11 protein-coding genes are annotated in these 15,710 nt (G+C 74.7%); 2 read left to right on the top strand and 9 right to left on the bottom strand.

Going from position 1 to position 15,710, the window contains the following annotated elements:
• Nucleotides 1-196: 196 nt before the first annotated feature.
• The 8 genes from ACZ4W5_RS02285 to ACZ4W5_RS02250 all read right to left on the bottom strand — a co-directional run bounded on the left by ACZ4W5_RS02285 (nt 197) and on the right by ACZ4W5_RS02250 (nt 12,336).
• Nucleotides 197-1,477, bottom strand: coding sequence for a GNAT family N-acetyltransferase (locus tag ACZ4W5_RS02285; protein ID WP_465652239.1), 1,281 nt, complete (start codon nt 1,475-1,477; stop codon nt 197-199).
• 41 nt (nt 1,478-1,518) lie between these two features.
• On the bottom strand, nt 1,519-2,079 hold the full coding sequence (locus ACZ4W5_RS02280) for a GNAT family N-acetyltransferase (RefSeq protein ID WP_465652237.1): 561 nt from the start codon (nt 2,077-2,079) through the stop codon (nt 1,519-1,521).
• A gap of 157 nt (nt 2,080-2,236) precedes the next feature.
• Nucleotides 2,237-3,580: a C40 family peptidase gene (locus ACZ4W5_RS02275; protein WP_465652235.1), complete on the bottom strand. Its 1,344-nt coding sequence runs from the start codon at nt 3,578-3,580 to the stop codon at nt 2,237-2,239.
• Between the two features lie 245 nt (nt 3,581-3,825).
• Complete coding sequence (locus ACZ4W5_RS02270; protein WP_465652233.1) at nt 3,826-4,911, bottom strand: hypothetical protein; 1,086 nt, start codon at nt 4,909-4,911, stop codon at nt 3,826-3,828.
• Nucleotides 4,912-5,024: 113 nt separating this feature from the next.
• Nucleotides 5,025-6,974: a threonine/serine exporter family protein gene (locus ACZ4W5_RS02265; RefSeq protein ID WP_465652231.1), complete on the bottom strand. Its 1,950-nt coding sequence runs from the start codon at nt 6,972-6,974 to the stop codon at nt 5,025-5,027.
• 120 nt (nt 6,975-7,094) lie between these two features.
• A complete protein-coding gene (locus ACZ4W5_RS02260) occupies nt 7,095-7,748 on the bottom strand; it encodes a DedA family protein (RefSeq protein ID WP_465652229.1) in 654 nt (217 codons plus the stop codon).
• 147 nt (nt 7,749-7,895) lie between these two features.
• Nucleotides 7,896-10,253 carry a hypothetical protein gene (locus ACZ4W5_RS02255; protein WP_360226399.1) on the bottom strand — a complete coding sequence of 786 codons (2,358 nt, stop codon included), beginning with the start codon at nt 10,251-10,253 and terminating at the stop codon, nt 7,896-7,898.
• A 136-nt stretch (nt 10,254-10,389) separates the two neighbouring features.
• Complete coding sequence (locus ACZ4W5_RS02250; RefSeq protein WP_465652226.1) at nt 10,390-12,336, bottom strand: ATP-binding protein; 1,947 nt, start codon at nt 12,334-12,336, stop codon at nt 10,390-10,392.
• A gap of 241 nt (nt 12,337-12,577) precedes the next feature.
• Between ACZ4W5_RS02250 and ACZ4W5_RS02245 the strand changes: the two genes are divergently transcribed.
• A complete protein-coding gene (locus ACZ4W5_RS02245) occupies nt 12,578-12,901 on the top strand; it encodes a hypothetical protein (protein ID WP_465652224.1) in 324 nt (107 codons plus the stop codon).
• 108 nt (nt 12,902-13,009) lie between these two features.
• On the opposite strand, the gene ACZ4W5_RS02240 is transcribed toward ACZ4W5_RS02245, so the two are convergent.
• On the bottom strand, nt 13,010-14,167 hold the full coding sequence (locus tag ACZ4W5_RS02240; RefSeq protein ID WP_465652222.1) for a TetR/AcrR family transcriptional regulator: 1,158 nt from the start codon (nt 14,165-14,167) through the stop codon (nt 13,010-13,012).
• A gap of 219 nt (nt 14,168-14,386) precedes the next feature.
• Here ACZ4W5_RS02240 and ACZ4W5_RS02235 point away from each other — a divergent pair, with 219 nt between their 5' ends.
• The gene (locus tag ACZ4W5_RS02235) at nt 14,387-15,544 is read left to right on the top strand and encodes an acyl-CoA dehydrogenase family protein (protein WP_465652220.1); all 1,158 of its coding nucleotides are present in this window, start codon (nt 14,387-14,389) and stop codon (nt 15,542-15,544) included.
• Nucleotides 15,545-15,710: the final 166 nt, after the last annotated feature.

Raw genomic sequence — 15,710 nt, 5'->3', positions numbered from 1 at the left:
TAATCCCCCCCCGCCCACAGGAGAGAAGATCGGCGCAGAGGGGGGGGGGGGGGGGGGGGGGGGGGAGGGACGACCCCCCCCCCCCCCCCCCCCCCCCCCCCTCCGGCGTGGTTCCTGGCACTGGCGCTCCTGGCGCTGGCATTTCTGGCACCGGCGTTCCTGGCACTGCCGTTCCTGGCGCCGGCGTTCCGGCCGCTCAGAAGTCGGTCGGCGTCCAGGCCCGCAGCGGTGTGCGCAGCAGCAGGTCGGCGGCGGCCGCCGCACCCGGGCGCAGCTCGGTCACCAGACCGGCCGCGGCCAGCCGCGGGACCGTCTCGGCGCCCAGCTGGAGCGAGCCCAACTCCGAGGCGTCCAGGGCGAGATCGGCGTCGTCGGTGGTTCGGACGCAGCGGCCGGTGCCGTTCTCGGCGACCTCGATCGCAAAGCGGCCGGAGGCGTAGCCGAGCTTGTCCTCGACCTCCAGCACCACCCGGCCGGGCGCACCGTACGAGCGGGCGCCGAAGGCGGCCTCGACGTCCAGCAGTCGCAGCCACATCGCGTCGCAGTTGCCCTTGCGCGGGGTGGCCGCGCGCGGGTCCTGGAGCAGCAGCGGCAGCGGGTCGTCCGGGGCGAGACCCTCCACCACGACCCTGCGCACCCAGTCGACGCTCAGCACCAGGCGCCACAGCTCGACGGCGGTGGGCAGGTCGAGGGCGATGAACTCGTCCACGGTGAGCGTGGCGTCGGGGTTGGCGCCGTCCCACTTGTTCTCGACCCGGTAGACGACCATCCCGGTGACCGCGCCGTCGGCGTCCCGGTGGACGGCGGTGAACGGCTCCTTGAAGCTGTCGCCCGGCACCTGGATCCGGTTGGTGCGGCGCTCCCACCAGACCTCGTTGCGGGTGATCGCGCCCGGCTGGGTGAGCCGCCAGCGGTCGTACAGCTCGGCTCCGAGTTCGGCGTGCTGGGCCAGGGTCACGAAGTCGGTCCGGCCGCCGGGCACGCCCGGCAGGCCCTCGCGCAGACCCCGGGTGCGGCTCAGGTCGATGTCCCAGCCGCCGGCGCGGGTGGCCGGGCCGAAGCCGAACCGGCCGTAGATGTTGTACTCGGCGGCCATCAGGACGGCGACGGCGCAGCCGCGCTCGGCGGCCGCGGCGAGGTCGCGTCGCATCATCGCGCTGAGCAGGCCCCGGCGGCGGTGGGTGGCGCTGACCGTGACGTTGGTGATCGCGTCGGCCCGGACCACGGCTCCGCCGGGCACGGTGAGTTCGACGTCGAAGCTGCGGAAGGTGGCGATCTGCCGGTCCCCGTCGAAGCCGGCCACCATCCGGCCCGGCTGCCACTGCCGGCGGCGCAGGTCCAGCGCGACGCCCGCGAACGGGCGCAGGAAGCCGAAGTTCAGCGCCCGGTTCCACTCCTCCACTTCGTCCACGGATACGGCCCGGATCTGGATCCCGTCGACGGTCTCGGAGGCCGTGTGATCAGTGTCGTTGTGCATCCGGCCACGGTACGGGCGGCGTCCGGGGAGGAGCATCCCAATTAATCCGTGTCCGACCCCCGGCGGTGCTCGCCCGGCGTCACCACCCAGTGGTTGGTGCGCAGGACGCGGTCCCCGAAGCCGAGGTCCCGCTCGCCGAGCAGCCGGAAGCCGAGCGCGCGGCAGATCCCGTTGGACGGGCCGTTGGTGGTCCCCGGGTTGGCGTGCACCTCGCCCCAGCGGCCGTCCGCCGCCGCGGCGTCCAGCACCCGGCGGACCGCCGCCTTGGCCAGGCCGCGGCCCTGGAACCCGGGCAGCACCATCCAGCCGATCTCGGAGACGGTCACGCCGTCCTCCTCGTCCTGCCAGAGCGTCACCACGCCCGCCGCCTCGCCGCCGTCGGCCCCGTCGGTGTCGGCCGTGGCGCCGTCGGTCCCGGCGGCGTCCGGCACTATCACCTTGATCCAGGCGCTGTCCTCCGCCACCAGCCGGAGGTCCTTGCGCAGCCGCGCCTCCACCTGCTCCCGGGGCAGCGGGCCACCCAGTTCGGCCATCATCGCCTCGTCGCAGCGCATCCGGACGTACGCCTCGACGTCACCCGCTGCCACGTTCCTCAGCCGCACGGTGCCTCCTCACGAGTGGTCGGAGCGGCCACGCTAACGGAGGCCACCGACACCGGCGGCCGGAACGGCGGGTGGCGGGGGCCGGGACGGCGGGCGGCGGCAGGGTGTTCACTGGTCCGTGGACCGCTCCCGCCCGGCGGGAATCGTCAGACACGCACTACGGCCGGGCGTAGTAGTCCGGGGTGCCCATGATCCAGAGGCTGGCCTGCTTGACCGGCATGCCGACCCGCGGGGCCTCGATCATCTGGTCGTCGCCGATGTAGAGGCCGACGTGGTGGATGTCGGCGGAACGGCCGGTGTCGGTCCAGAAGACCAGGTCGCCGGGGCGCAGCTGGCGGTAGCTGACCGGGGTGGACTGGGCGTACTGGTCGGCGGCGAAGTGGTTGAGCTGCTTGCCGCCCTCGCGCCAGGCCATCATGGTCAGCCCGGAGCAGTCGTAGCCCTCCGGCCCCTCGCCGCCCCAGATGTAGGGCAGGCCGATCTTGGACCGGGCGAAGGCGATCGCGGCGGCCGCGCCCTCGGCCGACCAGGGGCGGGAGTCGGGCGGCGGCGCCTGGGTCCTGGCGGCCTCGGCCGCGGCGGCTTCGGCCTCGCGGGCGGCCTGGTCGGCGGCGGCCCGGGCGGCCGCCTCGGCCTCGCGGGCGGCGATCGCCTCCAGGGCCTCGTGCCGCTTGCGCTCCAGCTCGACGGTGGTGTTGCGGGCGGCGGCGAGTTCGGCGAGCAGCTGCTCCCGATGCCGGCCGGCCGCGGCGGCCTCGGTCCGCTGGGCGGCGAGCCGCTGTTCGGCCCTGGTCCTGGCCGCGCCGACCTCGGTCGCGGCCTTCTCGGCGGCCGCGGTGGCGGTGCGGGCGGCGGCGGAGGCGGTGCGGGCGGCGGCGGCCGTGGAGGTGGCGGCGTCCAGGATCTGCCGGGTGCGTTCGCTGACCACGCCGACCACGGCGGCGCGGGCGCCCGCCTCGCGCGGGCCGTGGGCGCCGAGCAGGGCGTTGAGGGCGGAGAGTTCTGCGCCCGCGCCCTGCCGGTACGTCTCGGCGGCGAGCCGGGCGGCGTCCTCGGCGGCTTCGGAGCGTTCGGCCTCGGCGGCGGCCGCGCGCCGGTTGGCGGCGGCCTCCTCGGCGCGGGCCCGGGTGAGGGCCAGCTGGGCGCCGTTGTAGGCCTCGACGGCCTGTTCGGCGCCGCGGGCGGCCCGGTCGAGTTCGGTGCGGGCGGCGGTGAGCGCGGTCTCCAGCGCGGCGGCGGAGGCGGCCTTGCCGTCGGCCTCGGCGCGGGAGCGGTCGATCTCCTCGGTGGAGGGGTACGGGTCCTGACCGGCCGGGGGCGCTCCGGCCGCCGGTTCGGCCTGCACCGGGGAGGGCTGCGTCGGGGCGGGCTGCGCCGGTTCGGCCTGCGCCGGGGCGGGGTGCCCCGGTTCCGGCTGCACCGGGGCGGCCTGGGCGCCGGGGAGCAGCCCGAGCAGGGCGGTGAGGGACAACAGGAGGGTCGGCAGGATCCTGCGCGCCACGAGACATCCCTTCTCACGGGTCCGGAGGGGACGACGGCGGAGGCCGGGCGGCGCGCGGCCTCCGGGGCTGCGGTCGAGGCGGCGGGGAATCCGACGAATCATCCCATCACATGACAGAACGGTCACTCGCCGATCATGTTCTCAACTCGGAGGGTTTTCACACCTCGAACGCGCTCCGCCGGCCGGGTGACCATCCGATGATCCGACTGGGCGTCACCGCCACCCAGGCGCACAAGGTATACGAACTAGCGGTGGATCCGGCGGGTCTTCGTCCGTAGGTGGGGGTGTCGGCCGGGGCGACGTTCCAGACCGGTCGGACCGACCGCGTACGTCCGGCTGCGCCCGGCGCGGACCGTACGGCGGCGCTGCCGGGCCCCGGCCGAGCGGGCCGGCACGCCCCCGGAGGGCCCCTCGGACGGTTGCGGGTGCGCCGCCGGCGCCTTCGCCGGCGCACCGGCGACCGCGGCCGAGCGGCGGTCGGCCAGCCGCGCCTGGCGGCGGGCCAGGGCCCGGGCGGCGTGCGCGTCGAGGTGGGCGGAGGCCCTGGCGGCCATCCGCTCGGCGACCCGGTGGGCGGCCGGGTGGTTGGCGGGCACCTTGTCCGGCGCGCCGGCGATCAGGTCGAAGAGCCAGGTGCGGGCCCGGTCCGCACGCCCGTGCAGCAGGCGTTCGCGCCGCAGCGCCCGCGCCCGGCGGCGGGGGCGCGTGGTGTACCGCCAGCGGGCCCACGGGCTGCTCGGGCGGGCCAGCCGGATCGCGCCGATCCAGGACAGGCCGGGGACCATGATCCCGAGCAGCCCCGTCCACACCTTGCCCTTGAGCAGGGTGATCACCGAGGCCAGCGCGTTCACCGAGATGACGGTGATCAGGCCCCACCGGGTGTCCTCGCCGGGCACCACGCCGAGCGGCACGTACCCGATCAGCAGCAGGGCGGTGAACAGGATGCCGAAGATCACCGCGTCCACCGACTTGCGGCCCTGCTCGCTCCAGTACACGTCGTCCAGGTGCAGGATCAGCGCGAACTCGTCCAGCACCAGGCCGCAGCCGATGCCGAAGGCCAGCCCGAACCAGTCGATCCACGGGGTGTCGCCGTAGGTGGCGAACACCCCGATGCCGCCGACCAGCAGGAAGCCCAGACCGAACACCATGTGGTGGATGTGCAGGCCGCCGGGCGTGACGTTGCCGGGCCACCAGCGCACCTTGGCGCGGATCATCCGCACGCTGAACCGGATGAAGACGAAGGAGGTGATGAAGCCGACCAGCAGCAGGAACAGCGGTTGCTTGTGCGTGTTGACGATGTGCTCGCGGTAGCTGTCCAGCATGGTCGTCATGGGTCTTACCTTCGTTCCTGGTCCTGCGTCCTGCCTGCCGTGACATGGCCCGGGGCCCAACAGCCGCCCAACACGGATCCCGCTCGGAATCCGCCACCGGGCTCAACGCGCGGTCAGAACCCCCGGGTGCGCTTGGCCGCCCGGCGCGGCATCGCCGGGTAGAGCGAGGGCAGCTCGGCGCCCACCGGCAGTTTCAGGAACAGCCGGGCGATCTCCCCGCCGAGGTTCACCCCGATGGCCAGCGCCATCGCGATCGCGGCCGCCCGGAACACCGACACCAGGCCGGTGCTGGAGTGCCCCTGGGCGAAGGCCAGCATCCCGAGGTAGAGCGCCGAACCGGGCATCAGCGGGCCGATCGCGGCGGTGACGTACGGCAGCGCCGAGCCGTTCCGGGCCCGCGCCATCAGCTGGCCGAACAGGCCGACCAGGCCGGCCGCCACCCCGGTGGCCGCGATCGGGTTGACGTGCGCGTTGTACACCAGCGCGCCGTAGCTGGCCCAGCCGATGCCGCTGTTGAGGGTGACCAGGGCGAGGGTGCGGCGGTCGGTCTGCAGCAGGGTGGCGAAGGCCAGGGTCAGCACCATCGCGGCGACCATCTGGACCGGCGGGTAGCTGATGCCGACCAGGCTCTCGTCCGGCTTGAGCTTGGCCTCGAAGCCGACACCCAGGTAGAGGATCATGATCACGCCGATCACGATGCCCGCGACCAGGTAGATCACTTCCAGCAGCCGGGCCGCGGCGGTGATGTAGAAGCCGGTCAGGCCGTCCTGGACGGCGGCGACCAGGGCGCGCCCGGGCAGCAGGGCGAACAGGCCGCCGGTGATCACCACCGAGCCGCGCAGGCCCCAGTCGTTGAAGGACAGGATGATCCCGGACGCGGCGGCCGGCATCGCGGCCGCCACGAACTGGTAGAACTCCGGCAGCCGGCGCCTGGCCAGCGCCGAGGCCAGCCGGTCGCCGAGCACGGCCGCGACGAAGGCGCTGCCGAAGACCAGCCAGGCCTTGTCGTCGAGCCGCCCGCCGACCAGGAAGGTCGCCGCACCGGCCAGCAGACCGGTGGTCAGGGCGAGGAACCAGGCCGGGTACGGGTGCCGGTTGCGGCGGATCGCGGCGAGCCGGCGGTAGGCGTCGTTGACCGTCACCTGCTCCGCGGTAATGTCCGCCACCAGCTGGTAGACCGCGTTCAGCCGGGTGTAGTCGGAGGTGCGGCGGCGCACCACCCGGTCGGCGGTGACCGGCGGCTCGACCAGCGAGGGCTGGTGCGAGATGCCGATCAGGGTGAAGGTGACCTGCGGCTCGCAGCGGTCCAGCCGGTAGGCGTGCGCGATGCCGAGCATGGCCGCCTCGACGTCCTCGGCGGCCTCGCCGCTGGCCAGCAGCAGCTCGCCGATGCGCAGCGTCAGGTCGAGGATGCGGGGGACGTTGCGGGCGACGGCCGCCGAGGGGTGCATCTCACGGGCGGTGCGCTCGAAGGCGGGGCGCTCGGACATCGGGGTGCGCAGCAGGGTGCGCATCCGGTCCGGCCAGGGCGCCTCGCCGGGGGCGCCGGCGGTCAGCTCGGGGATCGGGATGCCGGTGGGCGGGGTGTAGCCGGCGGCGCGCCACTCCTCGGGGGTGAGGGTGTCCTCGGCGACCGAGCGGCGGCGCGGCGGGCGGGCGGGCGCGGGGCGCTCGGGGGGCTCGCGGCGCTCGGGGTGTTCACGGCCCTCGGGGTGCTCACCGCGCTCACCGCGCTCGGGGGCCGGGTGCCCGGCCGGCGGCTCCCCGGGGACAGCGTCCCGGGGGCGCAGGTCGATGGTCAGCTCGGGGTGCGGCTCCGGCGGCGCCCCGGCCCCGGGCTCGGGCGCGGGCTCGGGGGTCAGCAGGCCCTTGGTCTCCGTTACGGGCGGGACCAGCGGCACCACGGTGGTGGGCTCGACGACCGGGGCCGGGTAGCCGAGCAGGCCCTCGGTGGGCGGCGCGTCGGCGGGGTGCACCGGCTTCGGCGGTGTCTGCCGCACCTGGCGGACCGCCCGGCCTCCCCTCGCCCGCTTGCCCGCACCCGGTCGGCCCCGCTTAGGCACTTCCGCTCCTCGCCACCCCTGGTGGCCGTCCGGCCACCGTTCGATCTCCGGATACACCTTGCCTGATCGAACAGCCGGACGCACATGTACGCGACGTCCGGCGGTGGCGCTCCCGGACGCCTACCCGGCGCGCCGACCCGCGGTGTCGCGCGCTCCGGAACGGCGGGCCCGGAGCAGTTCGACCGCCACCGGGACCACGGAGACCAGCACGATCCCGACCAGGATGGCCTCGATGTTGTCCCGGACGAAGGGGATCCGGCCCAGGAAGTAGCCGAGCACGGTGACCCCGGCGCCCCACAGCACCCCGCCGACCACGTTGAACAGCACGAAGCCGCGGTAGTTCATCCTGCTCACCCCGGCGACGATCGGGGTGAAGGTGCGCACGATCGGCACGAAGCGGGCCAGCACGATCGCCTTGGGGCCGTGCCGGTCGAAGAAGGCGGCGGCCTTCTCGACGTTCTCCTGCTTGAACACCCTGGAGTCGGGGCGGCGGAACAGGCCCGGCCCGACCTTCCGGCCGAACAGGTAGCCGACCTGGTCCCCGGCGATCGCGGCCAGCACGATCAGCGCGCAGACCAGCCAGAGCGGCTGGTGCAGGTAGGTCCCGCCGGCCACCAGCAGGCCGGTGGTGAACAGCAGCGAGTCGCCCGGGAGGAAGAAGCCGATCAGCAGGCCGGACTCGGCGAAGACGATGGCCAGGATCCCGATCAGGCCGAAGGTGGAGATCAGGGTGGTCGGATCGAGCCAGGACGGGCCGAGGGCGATGCTGGTCACGGTGCGGGCGCTCCTGGAGGGGTCGAGTCTTGGCAATGCAAAGGTAAAGCAATGACAAAGACTCGCCAGGGGTGACGATGGTTCCCCGCCCGGCCCGGCGGTGCGGACCGGGCGCTGGGTAGGGGACCGGGCGGGGAGCCGGGCGGCTCAGAGGTCGTAGCGCTCGACGATCCCGGTGTGCCGGCCGAGGTCCGCCCCGGCCGCGTCGGCCAGGTCGAGCCAGGCCAGCGGGTGCGCCCAGTCGGCGGTGAGCCGGTGCAGCAGCGCGTCGGCCGCCTCCGCCGAGGCGGTCGGCGGGACGCCGAGCGCGGCGTAGATGCCGGGCAGCGAGCCGTCGTCCTCCGCCGGGTCGGTGATCCGGTACTGCTCCCCGCTGTACGCCCAGACCGCGTAGCCGGCCGCCCGCAGGTCGTCCCGGAAGCCGGACCAGGCCTCGTCGCCGGGCCAGGCGCCGTCGATCCAGTACGTGGTGAAGCCCGCCGGGTCGAGCAGGGTCAGCAGGGCGAAGACGGGACGCCAGCTCGCCCGCTCCTGCTCCGGGGCGTCCTCGGCCGGCGGGGCCTCCAGCAGGGCCGGGGCGAAGACCACCACGTCGCCGTGGTTGAGCGTCAGGTCGTCGCCGAGCACCGGCAGGATCCGGGCGGTGGCCGGGCCGGTGCGGACGGCGGGCAGGTCGGCGGTCGAACCGTTGGTGCGGGTGGCGCGGACGGTGACCAGCTGCCACTCCTCGTCCACCGGGCCCTCGGGCTCGTCGAACTCGATGCCGATCCGGGCGCCGGTGGAGCGGACCACGGCCCAGTCCCGGTTGGCGGTGGCCGCGGTGATCAGGTGCCAGAGGTCGGACTCCTGGACCGTCCGGTGGAGCTGCTCCTCCCCCGCCTCCTCGGCGGGCAGGGCGTGCTCCAGCAGCTCCTGGTAGAGACGCTGGGCGGTGGCGTGGTCGCCCAGTTCGGTGGCGGCGGCCGCGGCCAGCCGGCGGGTGTTGATCCGGTTCGCCTCCAGCGCCAGGATCGCCCCGCACTGCTCCAGCACCTCGGCCCAGCGGCCCTCGGCGGCGGCCCAGCGGGCGCGGATCCAGTGCGCGTCGGCCGGGGCGGTCGCGGCCAGCCGGTCGGCGAGCCGGCGGATCCCCTCGGCGTCCCCGGACTCGATCAGCAACTGGCCGAGCGTGCCGACCAGTTGCTCGCTGCCCGGGTCGGCGTCCAGTCGCCGCCACAGCAGGTCGGCGGCGGCCCGGGCGTGGCCCAGCCCGCCGAGCACGGTGGCCAGCGGCACGGCCAGCCCGGTGGCGCCGGCGGGCTCGCCCCGGTACCGCTCCAGGGCGACGGCGAGCAGGTCCGCGCCGGGCTCGACCGGCATCTCGGCCTCGGCCAGGTACGCCGCCAGCTCGCCGGGCGGGACGGGCAGCTCGGGCACCGGCAGCGCCTCGGCAGCCGTACGCAGGGCTGCGACCTCCCCGGCCACGCCCTCGGTGCGGCGCAGCTGGGCCAGCTTGCGCTCCCCGGTGGCCGCGAGGGTGAGCGCCACCGTACGGGCGCCGCGGGCGAGGGCCAGCCGGCCCGCGGCCAGCAGCAGGTCCACGCAGGGGCGGTGCGAACCGGTGGCGTCCAGGTAGCCGACCCAGCCGGCCAGCACGGCGCCCAGTTCGGCGTCGTTCTCCCAGGCCCCGGCCGCGACCAGCAGCTCGACCGTCCGGGTCCAGGTCTCGCGCAGGTCGGCGTGCCGCTCGGCCTCGGCCCGGGCGGGCAGCAGGGCGAGCGCCTCCGGCGTGCGCCCGAGCGAGGCGAGCGCGCGGGCCCGCAGCAGGGCGCCCCAGCGCCGGTCGCTCTCGTCGAGCTCCTCGCCCCGGGCCCTGGCGGTCCGGTCGGTGGTGTCCAGCAGGGCGAGCACCTCCTCGTGCCGGCCCAGCAGGTGCAGGGTGCCGGCCCGGGCGCGGTGGAAGCGCAGCGAGACCTGCTGGCCGGCCGCCTGCATCCGGGCGGCGGCGGTGTCCAGGTGGGCGAGCGCGTCGGCGGCCCGACCGTCGTCCTCCAGGGCGTCGGAGTACTCGCGGGAGAGGCAGTCGAAGCAGGCCCGGCCGGGCTCGATCCGGTCCAGCGTCTCGCCGACCACCTCCAGGCGCTCGGTCACGTACCCGGGGCCGTCGACCCGGGCGTGGCAGATCGCGAAGTCCTGTACCACGCAGACGGACTGCGGGCAGCCGGCCGTCTCCTCCCGGTGGGCGAACTCCAGCAGGTCGACCGCCTCGGGCATCACCGACTCGCCCTGCTGGCGCTTGTTCAGCAGGTTCTGCATCCGCCAGTGCCGCAGGTAGACCTCGACCCAGGGCAGGCCGAGGGCCCGCGCGGCGGCGACCGCCTCCGGGAAGACCGCGTCGAGCTGCTCGTTGCGGCCCTCGGTGGCGTGTTCGGGCAGCTCGTACATCGCGTCGGCGAGCCGCGCGTGGCCGGCTTCGCGCAGCTGCTGGTGGGTGTCGCGCACCCAGGCCCAGATGTCGGTGGTCATGGCTGGTCCCCCTGTGTCGTGCTGGTGTGTGGTCTGGCGCGGGCCGCTGACGGCCCGTCCGGCCGGGTGCCCGTCGATGTGCCCACTGGGGCGTCGGCCCGGGCGTCTACCGGGGCGTCGGCCGGGCCGCCGTCCGTCACGCCTCGTCCCGGAGCGCGCCGGGGCTGTCCGGGACGTCCGGCAGGCCGGCCGGGACGGCGGCGGTGAGGGCGGAGACGGCGGTGCCGATGCCGGCCAGCGCGGCGCCGAGGTCCCCCTCGGCGGGGCCGGTGGAGGCCGCCGCCATGATCACCTTGAGCGAGCGGAGCAGCCCGGCCGCGGTGGCGCTGCCGGTGTGCCCGGTGCGGTAGGCGGCGAGCAGGTCCCGTACGGCCGGGCAGTCCAGGTTGAGGTAGAGCCGGGCCTTGACCGCGCCGTCGGTGCGGGCGGTGAACGCCCGGGCCAGCCGCAGCGCGGCGGACGGGATCCGGGCGTCGGCCTGGTCGTCCTCGATCCGGGCCTTCAACTCGGCCTCCCGGTCGGGCACCAGGACCAGCGGCAGGCCGGGCGGGTCGAAGCGGGCCGGGACGAGCTGCTCGCCCTGGTCGGCGAGGGCGCCGGACAGCCAGGCCGCCTCCTCGGGCGGCAGCGGGCGCTCAGGGTCCCGGAACAGCTCCCGGTTGCCCTGCTCGCGGCCCAGCTCGACCAGCCGGCAGCCGCGCAACTGGGCGTAGCGGCGCAGGAACGGCAGTACGGCGTAGCGGTCGCCGCGGGCGATCGGGACGCGCATCGCCCGGTACAGCATCTCCTCGAAGCCGCCGCCGCTGCCGAGCGCGACGTGCACCGCGCCCCCGCCGGCCGCCCGCAGGCCGCCCGCGGTGAGGTCGCCCTGCGAGGTGGGCACCGGGACGTCGTCGGCGAGCAGGGTGAACAGCCGGTCGTCGCAGAGCGCGGCGCCGAGCAGCTCCTGGCCGTGCCGGGTGAGGATCCGGCGCCAGACGGCGGGCCGCAGCCGGGCCGTCTCGTACAGGCCGTCCACGACGGCGTCGGCGAGGGCCCGTTGCAGCGCGCGGTAGTGCTCGTCGCGCTGGAGGTCCTCGCGGCTGGCGGTGGGGGTGAGCCGGCTGGACTCGATCACGCCGCCGATGAAGCCGGCCCAGCTGGGCAGCAGGTCGCGGGCGTCCTCGGCGAGCAGCATGCCGCGCAGGTAGACGGCGAGGTCGCGGTTGTCGCTGCTGCCGTAGGAACCGCCGTCCTGGACCCAGAGCAGGCCGACCGCGTCGGTGGCGCCGGCGGCCGGGGCCTCGGCCGTACCGTCGGCCGCAGCGTCCCCCTGGACGGGCAGCACCGGGAAGGCGGTGAGCGGCTCGAAGCGGCGGCCGAAGGCGGTGGCGAAGCGCATCCGGGCGGCGTACTGGTCGCCGTCGACACGCTGGCGCCAGGGCACCTGGACGGCGTTGACGGGCCGTTCGTCGTCGCCGACGTGGACCGGTACGGGCAGCAGGACGCAGTAGCGGCCGAGGACTTCGCGCAGGGCGTGCTCGTCGGCGAGGTGGGCGTGCTCGGCCTTGAGCGCCAGCTCGACGACGGTGCCGGGCTCCGGGCGGGCGGGGACCGGGTCGACCCGGTACTGCTCGCCGCCGCGGCTGCGGTAGCGGTGGCCGAGCCCCGGTTCGCGGTGCGAGGTGGTGGTGACGGTCACCTCGTCGGCGACCGAGAAGGCGGAGAGGAAGCCCAGGCCGAAGGCGCCGATCAGCTCCTGGTTCCCGGTCAGTTCGCGCAGCATCCGGGTGTAGCCGGTGCCGACGGTGGCGAGGTAGGCGTGGATCTCCGGTTCGGTGAGGCCGGCCCCGGTGTCCTCGATGGCGACGGTCCGCCGCGCGGCGTCGGCGCGTACCCGGATCCGCGGCCGGTGCTCGCCGTCCGGGTCCTCCAGGAGCCGGCGGGTGTGCGAGTCGTGGGCGTTCTGGACGAGTTCGCGCAGCGCGACCAGGGGCGTGGAGTAGAGGTGGGTGGCGAGGACGTTCACCAGGCCGCCGAGGTCGACCTCGGTGGTGCGCACGTCGTCGGTCGGGGTGGGCTCGGTCGGGACACCTTCAGACATGGGTCCTCAGTGTGCCAGTGCGACAATCCGTCGACCATTTCTTTCTATGCATCAGACGGAATGACGGATTCTGGTCAATGCGGAATTGACCACTCCCCCACCATCGAGGGAAATGCCACCCGTTTGGTGGAGTTCGTCCACGCCACTGGTGAATGCTGAGCGTGCGACGTCAGGCAACGGCGCTACGGAGCGGCCACTCCGGATCGCGCCACATTCGCACCTCCAGCTCAGGGAGACCAGCGTGTCCCGTATTCGCGCAGCCGCCGCCGTCACCGCCCTCGGGGCCTTCCTCCTCGTCGGCGTCGGCGCCGCCACCGCGCACGCCGACAACGGCGCCGGCGCGACCGACCACTCCAACGGCAGCGTCGTGAGCAACGTCGGCTCCGGCAACGTCATCGGCACCGTCAACGGCAACGTGGTCAACACCCAGCAGACCGCCACCGGTTCGGGGGCGAGCAACCAGAACAACGGCCTCGCCGTGGCGGGCAACAGCGGGAACGTCGGTGCCCTCCAGGGCAACGGCAACTTCGACGCCCGGGTCTACTACCCGCACGTCCTCTACTAGCCGCGCCGACCGGGTCCGCCCCCGGTCGCACCGCACGGGGCCGGGTGCCCGCCGCCGTTCCGACGGTGGCGGGCCCCCGGCCCACCCCGTCTCCCGGGTGCTCCGAGGCTAGGCAGCCACGCCCAGCACCGCCCGACCGATCCGCCGTAGGCAGTCGCCGAGGTCGGGCCGGGCACTGTACGGACGGTTCCGCACCCCGTCGTTGACCAGCGAGAACAGCGCGTGCACCCGAATCCGGGCGGTCACCGCGTCGTACTCCGGGCGCACCTGCCGGAGCAGCCCCACCCAGGTGCGCAGGAAGTCCCGCCGGAAGTCCACCGCGGCCCGGCGGTCCGGCGGGGCCAGCCGCTCGGTCTCGCTCAGCATCACCCCCAGGTAGTCGCCGTTGCGCAGCGCGAAGTCGACGTACGCGCCCAGCCCGGCCGCCAACGCCTCCGCCGGCCCGGCGGCCGTCGAGATCGCGCCGTCCACCTCGTGCCAGAGCCGCTCCCGGCTGCGCACCAGGGAGGCGGCGAGCAGCTGGGCCTTGCTGTCGAAGTGCCGGTACACGCTCGGGCCGGAGATGCCGACGGCGGCGCCGAGTTGATCGGTGCTGACGTTGTCGAAGCCGCGCTGGTGGAACAGCCGGACGGCGGCGGCGAGCAGCTCCTCGCGGCGGGCCTGCGGCCTCGGCCGGGACCCCTCGCCGGTGGGCAGCGAGGGGCCGGGGGCGGTGTCGTCCAGGGGGACCGCGAGCACGGCCGCGACCAGTTCGCGCAGCAGCGCCTCGGCCCGGCGGGGCTGCGGGGCGACCGACTGGTAGGACAGCCCGGCGCAGCCGGAGAGCGCCGACCAGCAGAGCAACTCGGCGTCCGGGGCGGAGAGTTCCGGCCGTTCGGCGCGCAGCACGGCGGCCATCAGGGCGACGTCCGCGCGGAGTTCGCGGCGCAGTGCGGCCCGGCGGGCCGGCGGCAGCAGTCGGGCGTCGCGCTGCACCAGGGTGCCGAGCGGGCGGTGGGCGACCGCCACGGCGGCCAGTGCGGCGCCGAGTTCGGCGGTGCTGCCGGCCGCGCGTAGGCCGTCGGCAAGCGCGTCCAGGCCCAACCGGACGGCGCGGTCCAGCAGTTCGGGCTTTCCTCGGAAGTGCCGGTAGAGGGCGGGCGCGGTGATGCCCACCCCGGCCGCGACCTCGGTCATCGAGACCTGGTGGTAGCCGCTGCGGTGGAAGCGGTCGGCGGCCACGGCGAGGATCTGGGCGCGCCGGCCGGGCGGCCTTCGGACCACCATCGCGCACCTCCCGCATCCGTCCCGAGCTCCGCCCGAAGGCTAGCAAGGATTCACTTGGCCGCCGCGTCGAGCAGCGTTCCCGGGCCCGATCCCCGGGCCCGATTCCCGGGCGCCGACGCTGGACAGTCGAGGCTACCCGGGATTAACTTGTCGGGCCACCACCTGGCACGTTCCGCCTCCGCCGGCCCTCCGGCCGGCACCGTCGAAGGGAGCGCCGCCGTGCGCCGCACCGTGTTCAACGAGGACCACGAGGCCTTCCGGGAGACCATCCGGGACTTCATCGCCAACGAGGTCGTCCCGGTCTACGAGAGCTGGGAGGCCGAAGGCCACCCGCCCCGCGACTTCTACCGCCAGCTCGGCGCACTCGGCGTCTACGGCATCGAGGTGCCGGAGGAGTACGGCGGCGCCGGCGAGAGCGGGTTCAAGTACCAGGCGGTGATCGCCGAGGAGACCGCCCGCGCGGGGGTGAGCTTCGGCTCCTCCGGCGTGCACACCGGGCTGGTGCTGCCGTACCTGCTGGAGTACGCCAACGAGGAGCAGAAGCGGCGCTGGCTGCCCGGCTTCGTCTCCGGCGACATCATGACCGCGATCGCGATGACCGAGCCGGGGGCCGGCTCCGACCTCGCGGGCATCACCACCACCGCCCGGCTCTCCGAGGACGGCACCCACTACGTCCTGAACGGCGCCAAGACCTTCATCACCGGCGGCGTGCTGGCCGACCTGGTCCTGGTGGTCGCCCGCACCGCCCCGTACGACCCGGAGAACCGCCGGGCCGGGCTCTCCATCCTCTGCGTGGACACCACCTCGCCGGGCTACTCGGTCGGGCGCAAGCTGCAGAAGATCGGCCTGCGCACCTCGGACACCGCCGAGTTGGCGTTCGTCGACGTCAAGGTGCCGGTGGAGGACCTGCTCGGCGAGGAGGGCCAGGCCTTCTCGTACCTGACCCACAACCTGGTGCAGGAGCGGCTGGCGATCGCGGTCGGCGCGTACGCGGCGGCCGCGGCGGCGGTGCGGTTCGCGCTGCAGTACGTCAAGGACCGCAAGGTGTTCGGCAAGGCGGTGGCCGAGTTCCAGAACACCAAGTTCACCCTGGCCGACTGCCAGGCCCAGGTGCTGGCGCAGCAGTCGATGGTGGACCGGGCGCTGGAGCTCTACCAGGACGGCGAGTTGAGCGTCGCGGACGCGGCCGCCGCGAAGCTGTTCTGCACCGAGTCGGCCTCCACCGTGATCGACAAGTGCCTCCAGCTGCACGGCGGTTACGGCTACATCCTGGAGTACCCGATCGCCCGGCTCTACACCGACAACCGGGTGTTCCGGATCTACGGCGGGACCAGCGAGGTCATGCGCAGCATCATCGCCAAGTCGCTGGGGCTGTAGCGGCGCCCCGGGACCCCGGAACCGGGGGGGGGGGGGGGCCCCCCGGCCCCCCCCGGGGGCCCCCCCCCCCCCTCTGACGTGCGGGGGGTTTGGTTTGGAGGGGGGTGAGGGGGGGGGGCGATCCTCCGTGTGTTCGCTGGTGTTCCGTTTGGTGGGGCATGTTCTT

This window comes from Kitasatospora sp. NPDC029367, from assembly GCF_055569135.1.
The sequence above is the reverse complement of the archived record's forward strand: the minus strand, read 5'-3'. Positions and strand labels throughout refer to the sequence as shown.

Excerpts from the sequence above, each read along its gene's own strand:
- ACZ4W5_RS02285 (WP_465652239.1), bottom strand. The coding sequence starts at position 1,477 with ATGCACAACGACACTGATCACACGGCCTCCGAGACCGTCGACGGGATC.
- ACZ4W5_RS02270 (WP_465652233.1), bottom strand. The coding sequence starts at position 4,911 with ATGACGACCATGCTGGACAGCTACCGCGAGCACATCGTCAACACGCAC.
- ACZ4W5_RS02255 (WP_360226399.1), bottom strand. The coding sequence starts at position 10,253 with ATGACCACCGACATCTGGGCCTGGGTGCGCGACACCCACCAGCAGCTG.
- ACZ4W5_RS02250 (WP_465652226.1), bottom strand. The coding sequence starts at position 12,336 with ATGTCTGAAGGTGTCCCGACCGAGCCCACCCCGACCGACGACGTGCGC.
- ACZ4W5_RS02240 (WP_465652222.1), bottom strand. The coding sequence starts at position 14,167 with ATGGTGGTCCGAAGGCCGCCCGGCCGGCGCGCCCAGATCCTCGCCGTG.